This is a genomic window from Pantoea jilinensis, assembly GCF_019104105.1.
GTDB classification, from domain to species: domain Bacteria; phylum Pseudomonadota; class Gammaproteobacteria; order Enterobacterales; family Enterobacteriaceae; genus Pantoea; species Pantoea eucalypti.
This window is the reverse complement of the sequence record NZ_CP077748.1, coordinates 299,119-317,112: the sequence shown is the minus strand read 5'-3', so window position 1 is coordinate 317,112 and position 17,994 is coordinate 299,119. Positions and strand designations below refer to the sequence as shown.

General features: G+C 55.1%; 13 protein-coding genes and 1 pseudogene. 10 read left to right on the top strand and 4 right to left on the bottom strand.

The window, feature by feature from the left end; all coding sequences use genetic code 11:
- Positions 1-18 precede the first annotated feature (18 nt).
- Complete coding sequence (malE, locus tag KTJ90_RS20920; RefSeq protein ID WP_039661387.1) at positions 19-1,209, bottom strand: maltose/maltodextrin ABC transporter substrate-binding protein MalE; 1,191 nt, start codon at positions 1,207-1,209, stop codon at positions 19-21.
- 362 nt (positions 1,210-1,571) lie between these two features.
- Between malE and malK the strand changes: the two genes are divergently transcribed.
- From malK to KTJ90_RS20895, 5 genes are all read left to right on the top strand, one after another.
- A complete protein-coding gene (gene malK, locus KTJ90_RS20915) occupies positions 1,572-2,681 on the top strand; it encodes an ABC transporter ATP-binding protein (RefSeq protein WP_499026808.1) in 1,110 nt (369 codons plus the stop codon).
- 43 nt (positions 2,682-2,724) lie between these two features.
- Positions 2,725-4,026 carry a maltoporin gene (locus tag KTJ90_RS20910; protein WP_105099698.1) on the top strand — a complete coding sequence of 434 codons (1,302 nt, stop codon included), beginning with the start codon at positions 2,725-2,727 and terminating at the stop codon, positions 4,024-4,026.
- A gap of 104 nt (positions 4,027-4,130) precedes the next feature.
- Entirely contained in the window at positions 4,131-5,069 is a 939-nt protein-coding gene (gene malM / locus KTJ90_RS20905; RefSeq protein ID WP_105099699.1) for a maltose operon protein MalM, read from the top strand.
- A gap of 499 nt (positions 5,070-5,568) precedes the next feature.
- Positions 5,569-5,913 carry a type II toxin-antitoxin system PrlF family antitoxin gene (locus KTJ90_RS20900; protein WP_003851503.1) on the top strand — a complete coding sequence of 115 codons (345 nt, stop codon included), beginning with the start codon at positions 5,569-5,571 and terminating at the stop codon, positions 5,911-5,913.
- Between the two features lie 6 nt (positions 5,914-5,919).
- A complete protein-coding gene (locus tag KTJ90_RS20895) occupies positions 5,920-6,390 on the top strand; it encodes a type II toxin-antitoxin system YhaV family toxin (protein WP_039661390.1) in 471 nt (156 codons plus the stop codon).
- Positions 6,391-6,577: 187 nt separating this feature from the next.
- Here the strand turns inward: KTJ90_RS20895 and malQ are convergent, their stop codons facing one another.
- Entirely contained in the window at positions 6,578-8,653 is a 2,076-nt protein-coding gene (gene malQ / locus KTJ90_RS20890) for a 4-alpha-glucanotransferase (protein WP_499026802.1), read from the bottom strand.
- A gap of 8 nt (positions 8,654-8,661) precedes the next feature.
- Positions 8,662-11,064 carry a maltodextrin phosphorylase gene (gene malP / locus KTJ90_RS20885; RefSeq protein WP_499026800.1) on the bottom strand — a complete coding sequence of 801 codons (2,403 nt, stop codon included), beginning with the start codon at positions 11,062-11,064 and terminating at the stop codon, positions 8,662-8,664.
- A gap of 281 nt (positions 11,065-11,345) precedes the next feature.
- Here malP and malT point away from each other — a divergent pair, with 281 nt between their 5' ends.
- From malT to yfiB, 5 genes and pseudogenes are all read left to right on the top strand, one after another.
- Positions 11,346-14,048 (top strand): HTH-type transcriptional regulator MalT, encoded by a 2,703-nt coding sequence (gene malT, locus KTJ90_RS20880; RefSeq protein ID WP_283543578.1) that lies wholly within the window; start codon positions 11,346-11,348, stop codon positions 14,046-14,048.
- A gap of 153 nt (positions 14,049-14,201) precedes the next feature.
- A pseudogene (locus KTJ90_RS20875) lies at positions 14,202-14,344 on the top strand (transcriptional regulator); the annotation flags it as partial.
- A 258-nt stretch (positions 14,345-14,602) separates the two neighbouring features.
- The gene (gene yfiR, locus KTJ90_RS20870; protein ID WP_140033855.1) at positions 14,603-15,157 is read left to right on the top strand and encodes a regulatory sequestration protein YfiR; all 555 of its coding nucleotides are present in this window, start codon (positions 14,603-14,605) and stop codon (positions 15,155-15,157) included.
- Between the two features lies 1 nt (position 15,158).
- Positions 15,159-16,367, top strand: coding sequence for a diguanylate cyclase (gene dgcN / locus KTJ90_RS20865; RefSeq protein WP_499026798.1), 1,209 nt, complete (start codon positions 15,159-15,161; stop codon positions 16,365-16,367).
- Between the two features lie 24 nt (positions 16,368-16,391).
- A complete protein-coding gene (yfiB, locus tag KTJ90_RS20860) occupies positions 16,392-16,865 on the top strand; it encodes an outer membrane lipoprotein YfiB (protein ID WP_008924716.1) in 474 nt (157 codons plus the stop codon).
- Between the two features lie 109 nt (positions 16,866-16,974).
- On the opposite strand, the gene iolG is transcribed toward yfiB, so the two are convergent.
- Complete coding sequence (gene iolG / locus KTJ90_RS20855; protein ID WP_499026795.1) at positions 16,975-17,985, bottom strand: Gfo/Idh/MocA family protein; 1,011 nt, start codon at positions 17,983-17,985, stop codon at positions 16,975-16,977.
- Positions 17,986-17,994 lie beyond the last annotated feature (9 nt).

Below are 17,994 nucleotides of genomic sequence, written 5' to 3'. Positions count from 1 at the left end.
AACCCCGGCATGGGATTATTACTTCTTCAGGCGGGCCTGGGCATCTTTAAGCGCGGCGTCAACACTCTGACGACCGCCCAGCGCATTCAGCGTGGCGGTGCGCATCGCGTACCAGAAGGCCGCCATCTGCGGGATGTTTGGCATGATGTCGCCCTGTTTAGCGTTGCTCATGGTGGCGGCGATACGCGGATCTTTTTCCAGCGTCTGCTGGTAGGATTTCAGCGCCACGGCACCCAGCGGCTTGTCTTTATTAACCGTTTCCAGTCCGGAATCGGTCAGCAGATAGTTCTCCAGGAACTCTTTCGCCAGCTCTTTGTTTGGACTGGCGGCGTTGATCCCGGCACTCAGCACACCGACAAAGGCTTTCGACGGTTTGCCCTTCAGCGTGGGCAGTTCAGTGACGCCATAGTCGATGCCGCTCTTGTCCAGGTTGCCCCACGCCCACGGACCATTAATGGTCATGGCGGTTTCGCCTTTGTTAAAGGCGGCCTCAGCGATGGAGTAGTCAGTATCCGCATTCAGCGTTTTGGCTTTGACCTGATCGACCAGGAACTGCATGCCCGCTTTCGCGCCAGCGTTATCGACGCCGACATCTTTCACGTCATAGTGTCCGTCGGTGAGTTTAAAGGCGTAAGCACCGCCCGCGGCCAGCAGTGGCCAGGTGAAGTAGGGTTCCTGCAGGTTGAACATAATCGCGCTCTTGCCTTTGGCGCGCAGTTGCTTATCAAGACCGGCAATCTCTTCCCAGGTTTTCGGCGGGTTCGGCAGCAGCTTTTTGTTGTAGATCAGTGACAGCGCCTCAACCGAGATCGGATAGCCAATCAGCTTGCCGTCGAAGCGTACCGCGTCCCAGGTGAACGGGAAGATCTTCTCGCGGAAGCTGGCATCCGGCGTCACCTCCGCCAGCAGGCCCGACTGCGCGTAGCCGCCGAAACGATCATGTGCCCAGAAAATGATGTCCGGGCCATCGCCGGTCGCCGCAACCTGCGGATACTTCTCCTCCATTTTGTCAGGGTGTTCGACCGTGACTTTGATGCCGGTCTCCTGCTCAAATTTCTTACCCACTTCGGCAAGGCCGTTGTAGCCCTTGTCACCGTTAATCCAGATGACCAGTTTGCCTTCCTCAATTTTTGCCATTGCGCTTGCTGAAAAGAGCACAGCAGAGAGGGCAGAAAGGGCCAGAATGCGTGCTCCGGTTTTCGTCGTCATAAATCCATCCTGTTAGCGGAAGTGGTGAATGCTCTGTCGGCATCATTGTGCGTATCCACACCGGCATCTCATCCTCCTCCGCTCTACGCCCCTCAGCCTGCCTCTGTGATCCCACTGGCAAAAAGCGCCTTAAGCGGGTGCTTAAGCGGCAAAACAATCTTCGGGTCTGCGTTAGCGATCACAAAAAAGCGTGGCAAGGCGCGGGCTGACGCGTCAGCCCGTGTTTCTCCTCCTCCCGACTCCTCCCCCAGCAGTTTGCGTTACGGCGGAGGATGTTACCGATTGTTTCCTCTCGCATAGTGAGCCCCGGAACCCGTCTGCCGCTGAGCAGACACGATTATGCAGCTAAGAGGGAAGGGATCATGGCGAGCGTTGTGTTACGCAATGTCACGAAAGCCTGGGGCGAAACTGTGGTGTCGAAAGATATCGATCTCACTATTCGTGAAGGGGAATTTGTTGTATTCGTCGGCCCATCAGGCTGTGGAAAATCGACACTGCTGCGCATGATTGCCGGTCTGGAAACCATCACCAGCGGCGAGCTGTTAATCGGCGACCAGCGAATGAATGAAGTGCCACCTGCTGAGCGCGGCATTGGCATGGTGTTTCAATCCTATGCGCTCTATCCACACCTCTCCGTGGCGGAAAATATGTCTTTTGGCCTGAAGCTGGCCGGAGTGAAAAAAGCGGAGATCCATCAGCGCGTCAATCAGGTGGCAGAGATCCTTCAGCTGGCGCATCTGCTCGATCGCCGCCCTAAGGTCCTTTCCGGTGGGCAGCGTCAGCGCGTGGCAATTGGCCGTACGCTGGTGGCCGAACCCCGCGTCTTCCTGCTGGATGAACCGCTGTCAAACCTGGACGCCGCGCTGCGCGTCCAGATGCGCATTGAGATCTCCCGTCTGCATAAGCGCCTGAAACGCACCATGATTTATGTGACCCACGATCAGATCGAAGCGATGACGCTGGCTGACAAGATCGTGGTGCTCGATGCCGGGCGCATTGCGCAGGTCGGCAAACCGCTTGAGCTTTACCACTATCCCGCTAACCGCTTTGTCGCCGGATTTATCGGCTCACCCAAAATGAACTTCCTGCCGGTCAAAGTGACCGCCACCGCCATCGATCAGGTTCAGGTACGACTGCCGAATCAGCAACTGGTCTGGCTGCCGGTTGACAGCGCCGGCGTGCAGGTTGGCAGCAATATGTCACTGGGTATTCGCCCGGAACATCTGCTCTCCAGCGATATCGCCGACGTTACCCTGGAAGGGGAAGTGCAGGTGGTGGAACAGCTGGGGCATGAAACACAGATCCACATCGAGATTCCCGCTATCCGTCAAAACCTGGTCTACCGCCAGGAGGACGTCGTGCTGGTGAAAGAGGGCGCCATCCTCGGTATTGGCCTGCCGCCCGAGCGTTGTCACCTGTTCCGTGAGGACGGGAGCGCGTGCCGCAGGCTTTATCAGGAGCCGGGTGTATAGCCCTGCCAAAAACAATAAAAGCAATGACCTCAGGAGATAGAAAATGTTAACTCTGCGCAAACTTCCCATTGCCGTTGCCGTCGCGGTGGGCACCCTCTCCGCCCCAACGATGGCGGTTGATTTTACCGGTTACGCCCGTTCCGGCATTGGCTGGACAGGTAGCGGTGGCGAACAGCAATGTTTCCAGGCCACTGGCGCCCAAAGTAAGTACCGTCTGGGCAATGAATGTGAAACCTACGCTGAACTGAAATTAGGCCAGGAAGTGTGGAAAGAGGGCGACAAGAGCTTCTATTTCGACACCAACGTGGCTTACTCCGTGGCACAGCAAAATGACTGGGAAGCGACCTCACCCGCTTTCCGTGAGGCTAACGTCAAAGGTAAAAACCTGATTGATTCGCTGCCAGGGTCGACCATCTGGGCCGGTAAGCGTTTCTATCAGCGTCATGACGTCCACATGATCGACTTCTACTACTGGGATATCTCGGGTCCGGGTGCCGGTCTGGAAGATGTGGATCTCGGCTTCGGTAAACTCTCTTTCGCCGCAACCCGTTCGTCTGAAGCGGGCGGCTCGTACACCTTCTCCAGCGACCGTATCCGTGACTTCGCGACCAGCACCGCCAACGACGTGTTTGATGTGCGTCTGGCCGGACTGGAAACCAACCCGAACGGCGTGCTGGAACTGGGTGTCGATTATGGTCGTGCCAATGCCCGTGACGGCTACCGCATCGAAGATGGCGCATCGAAAGATGGCTGGATGTTCACGGCTGAACATACCCAGAGCATGCTGAAAGGTTACAACAAGTTTGTGCTGCAATACGCAACAGATGCGATGACTTCGCAGGGCAAAGGCGTGCCGCAGGGCACCAACCTCAATAACAACGGCAAGATGTACCGCGTGCTTGACCACGGTGCCATTTCGCTGGCAGAACGCTGGGACCTGATGTATGTCGCTATGTACCAGAACATCGATCTGGACAATAACCGGGGTACCGACTGGTACACCGTAGGTGTGCGCCCGATGTACAAATGGACGCCGATCATGAGCACATTGCTGGAACTGGGCTATGACAACGTAAAATCGCAGCAGGCTAATGAGCGCAACGGCCAGTACAAAGTGACACTGGCACAGCAGTGGCAGGCCGGTGACAGCATCTGGTCACGTCCGGCGCTGCGTCTGTTCGCAACCTACGCCAAATGGGATGAGAAGTGGGGCTACAACAAAGATGCCTCGGGCGATCTCACCTCCTTCGCCTCTGCGGACTCTACCGGCAACGGCATCCTGACCAACAGCCGTGGTAAAGATGACGAAGTGACCTTCGGCGCGCAGATGGAAATCTGGTGGTAAACCAATCCCTGTTCTGACTGGCGCGCCCCTGCGCCTGATGGATCACTTTGGTCGCGGTGTGCCATTGCCTGGTTCACGCCGCGACCTGCAATAAGGTACGCATAATGAAAATGAAAAAGCTGGCTGCACTCTGCCTGAGTGCGGCGTTACTGACAGGACATGCGCTTCCCGCCCTGGCGGAGGTCAATCTGGTGCCGCAGGATCTCTCTTCTGCACCGGTCGTCGCACCTGAATCCCTCCAACGCCTGAGCTGGCAGCCGCTGGCGGCCTCTCAGACGCAGACTACAAAACTCGCCAACAGTGGACAGACGCTGAATGCACCTCACATTGCCGGGCCGGTCGCGGCTTACAGTCTGCCGGCAAATATCGGCGAACTGACGCTGACGCTGAGCAGTGAAGTGGCAAACGGTAAGGTTTTCGCACCGAACGTGCTGGTGCTGGATGAAAACCTGCGTCCTGCGGCCTGGTTCCCCAGCCGCTATTTCACTTATCAGAAGCCGGGCGTAATGGCGGCAGATCGGCTGGAAGGGGTGATGAAATTGACCCCGGCGCTGGGTCAGCAAAAAATCTACCTGCTGGTGTTTACCACCGACAGCGATCTGACCCAGACCACCACGCTGCTCGATCCAGCCAAGGCCTACGCAGAGGGCACTGGCCATGCCGTGCCGGATATTCCCGATCCGGTCGCCAGCCACAGCCGCGAAGGCACGATCAAGCTGAAGATGCAGACCAGTTCCGGCTCCTCGATTCTTGTCGGACCGCTGTTTGGTTCATCCGGCGCGAGTGCCGTCACCGTCGGCAATACTGCACCTGCGGCAGCGTACAGCGCAGCACCAGCGCCTGCACCGGCTGCAGCGCCCGCGCCAAAAGCCCGTGCGGAACCGATCATGAGCGACACCGAGAGTTACTTTAACCAGAAGATCACCCAGGCGGTGAACAGCGGCAATATCGACAAGGCGCTGAAACTGCTGGATGAAGCCGAGCGGCTAGGTTCCACCTCTGCACGGCAGACCTTTATCAGTAGTGTTAAAGGCAAGGGGTGAAGCTGCCCCGACGCTATTGATGTTGTCCCATCTGGTGCGCTGCGGCGCACCTTTTTTTGTTGTGGAGATCCTTATTGCAGGGTTTTTTTGTGTGGTTTTACGCATTGCGTAAGTCAGGCTGTGGGCAATAGCGTTCGATGAATATAGGCTACCTGAGCTGTTTCAGGGATAAATTTTATGGCGGTTTCAGGCGAAGTTACATGTCAACTCAGACCCGAAATATCTTTCTGAAATCATGGGTATCGTGATGGCGGGTGAACCTGGGTTATCACCCGTCGGAGTATTTCTGCTCCTGTGCATATCAGCCGCGAAGAGTGTGATATCTGGCAGGAAGTAAAACAGGGTGTCACTTTTCAGGCGATACGGAAAAGAGTAATCAGAAACTTTTAATGGTGACTGAGTAACAAAACAGTCGTGGTTGTCGCGATCAATGCATTTGCATTGCCAATGCACTTGCATTACTGTTGCGTTATCTTGTTTTTCCTGATGAGAATCTGAAATGGGAACGCTGACTCATACCAACATCTCTCTGCGCGCTACATCAAAACTGACAGCCCGCAGCCAGACCACGATCCCTGCCGCAGTTCGTGATGCGATGAATCTGCAACCTGGTGAGAATATCGAATACGCTGTTCTGCCTGGCGGCAAAGTCCTTATTACCCGTCAGGAAACGGTGACTGATGATGATCCGGTGATGGCGAGCTTTCTGAGTTTTCTTGCTGCTGATATGTGCAACACGCCTTCAAATATCAAAACGCTGGATCGAGGATTATTAACTCGCATTACTTCGTTGACCGAAGGTATGGACGTTGATTTGGATGCTCCACTCATGGACGATGAGTAATCAGGTATGGAAGATGGCACGGTTATGAATGGATGGCACGTTTATGTTCATCCCTGTTTTGAATCACAGCTGATTGCGCTGACCAATGAAGTGGAGTCACTCAGGGCTAAATATCCTGAAAGTTACCAGCGAAAAGCGACGACTAAGCTTTTAGCCGCGGTGTTTAAAGTTATCAATAGTGAGATTTGCGCCGATCCACATCATGCAAAGTTTCGCCAGGGCGATACGCTGGGAGAACAAAATAAGCATTGGTTCAGTGCGAAGTTTTTAATGCAGTATCGTTTGTTCTTTAGATTCAGCGAACAACATAAAACCATTATCCTTGCATGGATGAATGACGCCGAGACCAAACGTGCCTATGGCAGTAAACGTGACGCTTATAAAGTATTTTCAGGAATGTTGCATAACGGCTACCCACCAGACGACTGGGCATTGCTGTTAAAGCAATCTCAGGATTGGGATAATACAAACTCGTAAGTGTCATAAATCCTGACCACGATCCTGTTTGTGTTTTCAGACGCCTTGCTCAGGGGTAATTCATCTCTGATGAAAGGCGCTGAGTAAAATAGCAGCGTGCGAGCCGTTGGCGGCCCGCACGCTGTAATAACTGAAAATTATGTAAATCAGGCGGCGTCAGACACGCGTCTGAGTCACGCGTTAATCTTCAACCACGCACTGACCGCTTCCGTCGCGCCGTCAAATCGCGCAACAACCTTTCGGTCTCCGAATCACTGAATAGCGCCTCCAGCGGCACGCTCAGCTTGCGTCGCCAGTTTGGGTATTCGTCGCTGGTACCAGGGATGTTCACCGGCGCGGCCATATCCAGCCAGTCCTCCGGTTGCAGTCCCAGCAGGGCGCTGTGACTGTCGGCCAGATAGCGCTGCATCGCCCGGTTTAATGCTTTGCTCATGCCGGTGCGGCGTGCATCGCGTCCGGCACGTTTCGGCAGCGCGCCCACGCGATGCAAACTGTTCAGCAGCGCCTGCTTTGCCCGAAGTCGATCCTGATACAACCCGGCCAGCACCACTTTGTCCGGATAGAGACCGAGTTGCGCGCCAGTTGTCAGATCGTCACTTTGCCACCAGCCGCGCAGCGTGGGGAGATCATGGGTGGTAGCAACAGCCATCGCCTGCCGTGGCCAGCTGGCGGGCGGGCGAAAACCGGCTTCTGACGTCTGTTCGAACCAGAGCACTTTATAGGAGTAAACCCCGCCATCCCGCAGCTTATCGACAATCGCCTCCGGCACGGTGCCGAGATCTTCGCCAATCACCATGCATTGATGACGCTGGCTTTCCAGCGCCAGAATCGCCAGCAAATCGTCAATCGGGTAGTGCACATACGCCCCGTGCCTCGCGCCTTCGCCAGCGGGAATCCACCACAGCCGCATTAGCGCCATCACATGATCAATACGCAGTGCGCCGCAGTGGCGCATATTGGCGCGCAGCAGGGCAATCCACGGCTCCCAGGCACGCTGACGCATCACCTGCGGATCCATGGGCGGCAACCCCCAATCCTGACCGCGTGGGCCGAGAATATCAGGCGGTGCACCGATGCTGGCCTCCATGCAGTAAAGATCCCGCTCACTCCAGGTCTCTGCGCCACCCTGCGCGACGCCCACCGCCAGATCGCGGTACAGTCCGATGGGCATCTGCTGCTGCTGGCAGCTGTTCCAGCAGTTTTCAAACTGCTGCGCGGCCAGCCACTGCAGCCAGAGCCAGAAGCGCACCTGATCCTGATGCTGTTTTAAAAAGGTCTGCACCGCAGGGCTGCCAGGATGCTGTAGCGCCTCCGGCCAGACCGGCCAGCCCCAGCGCCCGCTATCCTGCGCCATCTGGTCGGCATGCAGCGCATCAAACAGCGCCTGATGCTGCAGGCTTTCGCCACCTTCCTGGATAAACGCATTAAACGCCTGCACCTCAGGATCAGCGGCATCACGCTGGATAAACTGCGGCCACGCCAGGCTCAGCGCCTGAATTTTCAGCCGGGTTACCGCGGCATAATCGACCCATTCAGTTGCGCGAGCCTGCGCCAGCGTCTGCTGCGTTTCGGGCAGTTGCCACCAGGTTTGCGCGACCGCGCTCAACTGGAAGTCAGTGACCGCGGCCACATCAATGTAAAGCACATTGAGCCAGCGCCGGGACGAAGGACTGTAAGGGCTGGCACTCTCCGGGCTGGAGGGAAACAGTGCATGAATAGGGTTGAGGCCGATAAACGCGCCACCACGTGCGGCGATTTCCGCTAGCATCCGGCGCAGATCGCCAAAGTCACCAATACCCCAGTTCTGCACCGAGCGCAGAGTGTAAAGCTGCACGCAGGCGCCCCACAGGGATTCACCTGCCAGCAGTGCTGGCGGTTCATAACAGCGGGCCGGGGCGATAATCACCCGGCACGACCACTGCTGCGTGCCCTGTTGCAGTGTCAGCTGATGATAGCCCTCAGGCAGCGGTGGCAGATGCAGTGGCTGGGCAGGCTGGCAGCGACCTGAGCTCATCTCACCCGACTCGTGGGTGAGATGCCAGTGGGCATCGTCACTCAGCTGAGGCGACAGGCTCAGCAGATCGCCGCTGCGGAAAATCACCGCCGGTGGCAGCGGCGTGCTCAGCGGATGGGGAGTCTGCATCACCGCCAGCAAACGCTGGCGGGTCAGGGTCGGGATCGCCTGAGGCTTGCCGTGCGCATTGATATACTCAGCAGCGATGCCTGCCAGAGAAAAATCATCCATAACCGGTTCTGTTTTCATGGCTTTCCTTAGCGTTTCGCTTGCCAGATGCGCTGCTGGTAATCGCGGATTGCGCGATCGGAACTGAACATGCCACAGCGTGCGGTATTGAGGATAGTGGCACGCGTCCAGGCCTCCTGATCGCTCCACAGCCGTTCAACCTGCGCCTGCGCATCCAGGTAGGGCTGGAAGTCAGCCAGCACCAGATACGGATCGCCGCCTTCCGGGCCGAGACTGTGCAGCATCGCGTCAAAAGCGTGGAGGTCGCCCTGACTGAAGGTGCCATCTTCAAGCGCTTGTAACACCTGATTGAGCTGTGGATCTTTTTTGCGCCACTGATCCGGGGCATAGCCGCCCGTTTTTAACGCCACCACCTGTTCCACGGTATGCCCAAAGATAAAGATATTTTCGCTGCCGACCTGTTCGGCGATCTCGACGTTTGCCCCATCCAGTGTGCCGATGGTCAGCGCACCGTTAAGCGCCAGCTTCATGTTGCCGGTGCCGGAGGCCTCTTTACCGGCAGTAGAAATTTGTTCAGAAAGGTCGGCGGCCGGAATCAGGCGCTCGGCGACGGAGACGTTGTAATCGGGAATAAACACCACCTTCAGGCGGTCGCCGATCCGCGGATCCTGATTGATCACTTCGGCCACTTTGTTGATGGCGTAGATGATGTTTTTCGCCAGCGCATAGCCCGGCGCGGCTTTGGCACCAAACAGCACCACGCGCGGTGCACGGTTCGCCTGCGGATCGGTGACCAGCGTCTGCCACAGTGCAATGATGTGCAGCAGGCTCAGATGCTGACGTTTGTACTCATGCAGGCGCTTAATCTGTACATCAAACAGCGCGGTGGGGTTGATCTCAATACCCGTCCGGTTTTTGATCCACCCGACCAGTGCCTGCTTATTCTGCTGTTTGATGGCGCGATATTCCGCGCGGAACGTGGCGTCATCCGCAAAAGCTTCCAGTCCCTGCAGGGCATCAAGATCGTTCAACCAGGGCTTTTGCAGCGTTCGGCTAATCAACGCACTCAGCGCCGGGTTGCACTGATTAATCCAGCGGCGCGGTGTAATGCCATTGGTCACGTTATGGAATTTTTCCGGCCACATCTGGTGATATTCCGGGAAGAGATCCTGCACTACCAGTTTTGAGTGCAGTGCCGCCACACCATTGACCGCGAAGCCGCTGGTGACGCAAAGGTTGGCCATGCGGAGCTGGTTATTGTGCACCAGTGCCAGTTTTGCCCATTTTGCGTCATCATCCGGCCAGCGTGCGGTGACTGCCGTTTTCAGCTGCGCGTTCAGGGTATTAATGATCATCATATGGCGCGGTAGCAGGCTGCGCACCAGTCGCACATCCCAGCATTCCAGCGCTTCCGGCATCAGCGTATGGTTGGTGTAGGCAAAGGTGTGTTGGGTGATCTGCCAGGCGCGATCCCAGCTAAGCTGATGCTCATCCAGCAGCAGACGCATCAGCTCCGGGATCGCCAGCGTCGGATGGGTGTCGTTAAGCTGGATCACTTCATGGTCAGCCAGGGTTTCGATGTTGCGTCCGGCCAGATGGTGACGACGCAGAATGTCAGCCAGCGCACAGGCGCACTGGAAATATTGCTGCATCAGACGCAGTTTTTTACCGTTCTGATGATTGTCATTGGGATAGAGCACTTTGGTGAGTTTCTCTGCATCAATGCCCTGTTGCTCAGCGCGCAAAAAATCGCCGTCGTTAAAGCGGCTGAGGTTGAACGGCTGAGCATGTTTCGCCTGCCATAAACGCAGTGGCTGGCTGATGCCATTCTCATAACCTACTACCGGTAGATCCCAGGCTTCCCCGACCAGTTCAACTGCCGGTTGCCACTGCGGCTCACCTTCGACAGTGATCACTTTACCGCCCAGACCGACGCGCACGTTCAGCGCAGCGTTATGGTTAAACCACGGATAGCGATCGCGCTGCCAGTCATCCGGCCCTTCAATCTGCGCGCCCTGTTCGAAACGCTGGCGGAAAAGACCATATTGGTAGTTCAGACCATAGCCCGTGGCAGGCTGACCCACATTTGCCATAGAATCCAGAAAACAGGCCGCCAGGCGACCCAGACCGCCATTGCCCAGCGCCGGATCGGTTTCGTTTTCCAGCACGTCGGTGAGTGAGACATTCCAGGCGGCCAGCGCATCATTCACCGCGCCATACCAGCCCAGATTCAGCAGATTGTTGCCGGTCAGGCGACCCATCAAAAACTCCATCGACAGATAGTTTACATGGCGCAGTTCAGTTGTAGCCGGGCAAGCTGGCTGCGCCGCCAGCATATCGGCCAGTGCACCGCTGAGGGCCTGCCACCACTGCGACGGGTTCATCTCCTGCGCGTCGCGCAGGCCAAAACGCTGCCACTGACGGGTCAGGGCAGCAGTAAACTGAGTCGGGTTAAAATCGGGCTGTGTCATGATTGATGTCCTGAAAAAAAGAAAATGGGTCAATGTGGTGACAGTGTGCCCGGGCGGAAATCATCACTCATCCTCCCGAAAAGGATTAGGGCAGGAGGATAGGGAGGGTGGAGAGAATGAGGCTATTCCTAAATCGACGCAGGAGTGTGATTGCGCACGCTTTTGTAAAGTTTAGTTAATGGGTTTGCTTGCATTCATCAGACGAAATGCTGAACCTGTGTAAGGAATAATTACGAAGCGTAAAATAATGATGCGCTCGACGAATGGAGAAACGCGCGCCCATGTTAATACCCGCCAAACTCAGCCGCCCGGTCCGTCTTGAAGGCACCGTCATCCGTGAAAGATTGCTGCAAAAGCTCACCGCTGCCGGTAACTATCGGCTGGTACTGGTCACCAGTCCGGCAGGTTACGGCAAAACCACACTGGTATCGCAGTGGGCGGCGGGAAAGCGCGATCTGGGCTGGGTATCTCTGGACGAGGGCGACAATCAGGCGGAACGCTTTGTCGATTACCTGATAGCTGCACTGCAACAGGCCACACATGGCGGCTGTCCCCGCACTGAGCTGCTGGCGCAGAAGCGGCAATATGTGAATCTCAATGCACTGTTTTCTCAGCTTTTTATCGAACTGGTGGAGTGGCAGCAGCCGTTGTGGCTGATCGTTGATGACTACCATCTCATCACCAATCCGGTCATTCATGACGCGATGCGCTTTTTCCTGCGTCATCAGCCGGAGAATCTGACGCTGATTCTGATGTCGCGTAACCTGCCGCAGCTGGGTATCGCTAACCTGCGGGTGCGTGAGCAACTGATTGAACTGGGCAGCCAGCAGCTCGCATTTACACATCAGGAAGCGCGCCAGTTCTTTGACTGCCGTCTGGCGGCGCCGCTGGAAAGCGACGAGAGCAGCCGCCTTTGTGATGATGTCGCAGGCTGGGCGACGGCACTGCAACTGATCGTGCTGTCGGCACGACAGGGTGCCAGCTCTGCGCAGCATTCAGCCCGGCGGCTTTCAGGTATTAATGCCAGCCATCTCTCTGACTATCTGGTGGAAGAGGTGCTGGATAATGTCGATCTCTCCACCCGCCATTTCTTACTCAAAACTGCGCTGCTGCGTTCAATGAACGATGAGCTGATAGCCTGCGTAACCCACGAAGATAACGGCCAGATGCGGCTGGAGGAGATTGAACGTCAGGGGTTATTTCTGCAGCGCATGGACGATTCCGGCTGCTGGTTCAGCTACCATCCGCTGTTTGGGAACTTTCTGCGTCAGCGCTGTCAGTGGGAGCTGGCCGCAGAGCTGCCTGCGCTGCATCGGGCTGCGGCTGAAAGCTGGATGGCGCAGGGGTTCCCTGGCGAGGCGATTCACCACGCGCTCGCCTCCGGTGACGCGAGCATGCTGCGGGATGTGCTGCTGAAGCACGCCTGGACGCTGTTTAATCAGAGCGAACTACCGTTACTGGAGAACTCCCTGAAAGCGCTGCCGTGGGAGATGATGCTGGAGAATCCTATGCTGGTGCTGCTGCAGGCGTGGCTGATGCAGACCCAGCATCGCTTTTCTGAAGTCGATAGTCTGCTGGCACGTTTTGAACAGGCCAGCCGCTGCGAGATTGATGCCGCTCTGCGCGGTGAATTTAATGCGTTGCGCGCCCAGGTGGCGATCAACGATGGCAACACCGACGAAGCGGAGCGGCTGGCGAAAGTGGCGCTCGACACCCTGCCAGCCAGCCGTCACTACAGCCGTATTGTGGCGACCTCAGTACATGGCGAAGTGATGCACTGCAAAGGTGAGTTAGATGATTCACTCAAGCTGATGCGTCAGACCGAACAGATGGCGCGTCGCGATGAGGTTTGGCACTACGCGCTCTGGAGCATGATTCAACAGAGCGAGATTCTGTTTGCTCAGGGCTTTTTGCAGGCCGCCTATGAGATCCAGAGCCGCGCCTTTGTGCTGGTGGAAGAGCAGCATCTGGCGCAGTTCCCGCTGCATGAGTTTCTGCTGCGCATTCGCGCTCAGCTGTTATGGGCCTGGGGCCGACTGGAAGAGGCAGAGCAGGCGGCGCGCGAAGGGATCAACGTGCTGAACGGTTACCAGCCGCAACAGCAGATTCAGTGTCTGGGACTGCTGGTACAGTGCTCACTGGCGCGCGGCAACATTGATAACGCCCGCAGCTACCTGAACCGTCTGGAAAACCTGCTGAACAACGGCAACTGGCACAGTGACTGGATCGCCAATGCCGATAAGGTTCGGGTGATCTACTGGCAGATGACCGGCGACAGCCAGAACGCACGCGACTGGATGCGGCAGACACCCAAACCCGCTTTCGCTAACAACCATTTCCTGCAGGGACAGTGGCGTAACATTGCCCGTGCACAGATCCTGCTGGGTGATGTCAGCCAGGCAGAAGTGGTGCTGGAGGAACTGAATGAGAACGCCCGTGCCCTGCGCCTGATGAGCGATTTAAACCGTAATCTGCTGCTGCTGAATCAGATCTACTGGCAGACTGACCGCAAAGCGGAGGCGCAGCGTGTGCTGATTGAGGCGCTGAAACTGGCACGCAGCACCGGATTTATCAGCCATTTTGTCATTGAAGGCGAGATGATGGCGCAACAACTGCGGCAGCTGATTCAGCTAAATACCCTGAATGAGCTGGACAGTCACCGCGCCCGCCGCATCCTGCTTGAGATTAATAAATATCATCGACATAAGTTTGCCCATTTCGATGAAGGTTTTGTCAGCCGGTTGCTCAACCATCCTGACGTGCCGGAACTGATCCGCACCAGTCCACTGACGCAGCGTGAGTGGCAGGTGCTGGGCCTGATCTATTCAGGATACAGCAACGATCAAATCGCCGGGGAACTGGCGGTGGCATCCACCACCATCAAAACGCATATCCGTAATCTCTACCAAAAACTGGGCGTCTCTCATCGCAGCGAGGCAATGAATCAGGTGCAGGCGCTGTTAAAAATGATGGGCTATGTCTGAGAATAGCGGGCGATTATTCATCGATTGTTGAAAATTGCCCAGGCATAAGGCTGTTCTGATGTAAAACCCGCACAGGAAACCGACGCCGGTTAAAGGCGCCTGACAAGGTCTGGAAGAGTTCTGGAAGAGTAAAGCAGAGCGGGAGTGTGCTGTGGTGAACTGGTTGAAGTGCTTCCCGATCTGCGTCCCGAGCCGCTTAGCGCGTATTTGTGGTCGCGCACCGCCGCAATCTGTCGCGGCGTATCAGGGCTTTTATGCACTGGACAGAAGACATTTTAAAACCCTATTTTGACTGATTACATGCGCGATATTTACGCCAGATACGAAGAGACGAGGCAAAGGAAAAGCTTAATCGTGCAGGTCACGCTGCGCTTTTTCTGATGGTTTGCTTAATCTGATGATAAAATCGCAAATGAGCGTGTAAGCTGAGATAAATATCAGGGCCGCTATAAATTATAGTGATTGAAGCTTGTTAACATTTGTAACTGCTGCTGTGCTAACATTTCGACGTTTATTCAGGTTTCCTGCCGTGTGTAGTATTACTGGAACGCAGTATGATAGATAAAAATCAAACCCATCACGATGTCGCTGTACTGCTTCTGCTACGACACATCTGCACAATCGTCCTGACGTTTCTTCTGCTCATCGTCATTCCTCATTTAGCCTGGGCCGAAATACAGGATGGCAAAGCTAATCGCATTGTCAGTGGTATTATCAGTTTCACCCACTGGCCGGGTGTGAAACGACCAGAATTATGTGTTTTATCTTCAGCGCGACATCTCTCTTTACCGGAAAATACTGCGTCTTCAACCGCGACATTTACTGTTGTGTATCTTGCTTCTGTTAACGACTTCAGTATGCACCGATGCGATGCTGTTTATTTCGGCGATCAGACGCCCCAGCAGCAGGTTGACTCTCTGCAGCATTTTACAGGAAGAGCCGTTCTTAGCCTCGCGGAGAATAATGCGGAGTGTACGGTGGGTGCCGCGTTTTGCATGATTTTTCAGCCTAATCATACGCATTTTTCCGTTAACCTCGATTCCCTTGCCAGAAGCGGTGTCAGGGTGAGTCCTGATGTGCTTTTGCTCTCCCGCGAGGGAGGCGAATAAGATGAAATTTGATAAATTAAGACATGATAAATCGTCCATCCGCAATAAACTGCGGAAGATAAGCACCATCAACGCTGCAGTGATACTCCTGCTGTGCTGGTTATTGCTCTCATCAACGTCGCTGCTGTTTATTAAAAAATATGAGAAACGAAATCTCGAATTAATCGGTTCGACGCTAAGTACTACGCTAACTGCGGCTACCGTTTTTGCCGACAGCTACGACGCACGTAATAAAATCGAACGGCTTGGCAATGAAGGCATGTTCGCTTCCGCGAAGCTGGTTACTCGTGATCACATTGTTCTGGTTCAGTGGAATGCACAACAGGAACCGTCGGGTTGGTATTCACGCTTACTGCGCGAGTGGATTTATATCAAACCGCTTAACGTCAATATCATTCATGCTGATGCTGTCGTCGGGACGTTGACGCTGGAAGGCACGGTGACCGGCGCGTTAAACTTCCTTCGTTACTCATTTATGATTCTTAGCAGCGGCATGCTTTGTGTGCTGGTTATCTCGCTTCTGCTGAGTGAATTTCTGCATCGGGGTATGGTTGCAACACTGCGCACCATTACCAGCTCAATTCACTATGTGATTCATTCTGGTGATTTTTCACTGCGAATTCAGGGTGGCCCAATTAAAGAGTTTCAGCTCTTTTCAGACGATCTGAATTCACTGCTTAAGGAAATGCAATCGCTGAAGGCTTCGCTTATGCGTGATAATCGCTCGCTGGCCGCTAAAGCGCTGGAAGACCCGCTGACCGGCCTTGCCAACCGCACTGCATTTTCCGCCCGGCTGACACAACTCCTCGCTCTGCAATCTGCCAATGAGCGCTTTGCGCTGTTATTCCTCGATGGCGATCGTTTTAAGAGCATTAATGATAACTGGGGACATGCCGCCGGGGATGAGGTATTGAAAGCGATAGGAACGCGCCTTTTATCACAGGCACCTGAACAGGATCTGGTTGCCCGATTAGGCGGAGATGAATTTGCCATGCTGGTGAGCAGCCGGACCCGTGATGAGCAATTGCAGCAACTCATGCAGAACATTCATGATGCCATCAGCGAAGAAATCAGTATTGCAGAAGGTTTGCCGATAAAAACCTCAATGACCATCGGATATGCGTGGTCACAACAGGGTGATACGGTTGAATCGATCCTCGAACGTGCTGATATGAATATGTATAAGAATAAGCGAAAAAATAAAGTTTAATGAAGGCGTGAACGAGACGTGAATATGAAAAAGAATATTTCCCTGATGCTCCTGACTCTGGCTTTGGTGGGTTGTCAGTCTAAAGAGCATTTTAGTGAGGCACAAATCGCCGCGATGAAAAGTGCTGGATTTACCCGAAATAGTGAAGGCTGGGGGTTGGGATTATCCGATAAAATCCTGTTTGGTGTTAACGAATCAGAACTGACTCCCTCAAGCAAAAGTAATATTCAGGGGATGGCGAAAAACCTGGCATCGACCGGTATTGAGCATGTGCGCATCGATGGGCACACTGACAATTATGGCAAACCCGATTATAACCAGCAGCTGTCGTTGAAAAGAGCGAATGCCGTAGCGGCACAGTGGGCGGAAGGTGCGTCGATACCCCGTGGAAATATTGTTACGCGTGGATTGGGGATGAGTGCTCCGGTTACCAGCAACAACAGCGCGCAAGGGCGTGCGCAAAACCGCCGCGTGGCCATTGTGATCACAGCACCATGATAAACCAGCAGCCAACACCTGCTTTGTCGTCGGATTTACCTGCGCGTGACCATGCGCTGACCATGGGAAAAGATGAACGCACGGCGGACTCCGCCATGCGTTGTTTTTATCAGCGATAAAACACCGGTTTAACCGACATCTTAACCGGCACAATCTCGCCAGAGGTTTGTGCCGCGACACAGGCATCTGCCGCGACTGCCGCCGCGTAACCATCCCACGCCGAGGGACCCGTCATCTCACCGCTGATGACGTTGTTGATAAACGCCTGTAGCTCCACGTCATAGGCATCGATAAAGCGTTTTTTCCAGTCGGTCAAAATGGTAGTCGAGAGTTTTGCCGCGCTGCGTGTCTGCACAGAAACGGGCTCCGGCAGGCGGGCAACGCCGCGTTCACCCACCACTTCACACTGAATGTCGTAGCCATATTCACAGTTCACAAAGATTTCGACATCAATACGCGCGCCTTTGGCTGTCTCCAGCAGCACGATTTGTGGATCGCGCAGATGTGACGATGCCTTGCGGGTTTTGCGTGGGAAGATCACCTGTACGCTGGCGTAGTCATCATTCAGCAGCCAGCGCAGCACATCGAGTTCGTGGATAAGCGTATCGGTGATTGCCATGTCGGTGGTGTAACTGTCACCCACTTCCGGATTACGGTGTGCGCAATGCAGCATCAGCGGTTCACCAATCTCACCGCTGTCGATGACCGCTTTTAGCGCACGGTAGCCGCTATCATAAGGGCGCATAAAGCCGACCTGCACCAGCTGCCGTCCCGCCTGAATCTCCGCTTCAACAATATTCATACAGCCCTGAGCGGTGACCGCCAGCGGTTTTTCGCAGAACACCGCTTTGCCCGCTTCGATACAGGCCAGCACAAAGGCTTCATGTGTCGGACCCCAGGAGGCGACCAGCACCGCATTCACCAGCGGATCGTTAATGAGATCCAACGCATTGTCATAAATGCGTGCTTCCGGCGTCAGCTCATTCACAATCTGCTGGCAGTTGTCGCGGTTGATGTCGTTGAGCGCCACCACGCGCGCATTCTGTAACACTGTGCTGCAACGACGGATATGTTCGCGGCCGATTGCGCCGGTGCCGATAACACCAATGTTAATTGTCATGATGATTCC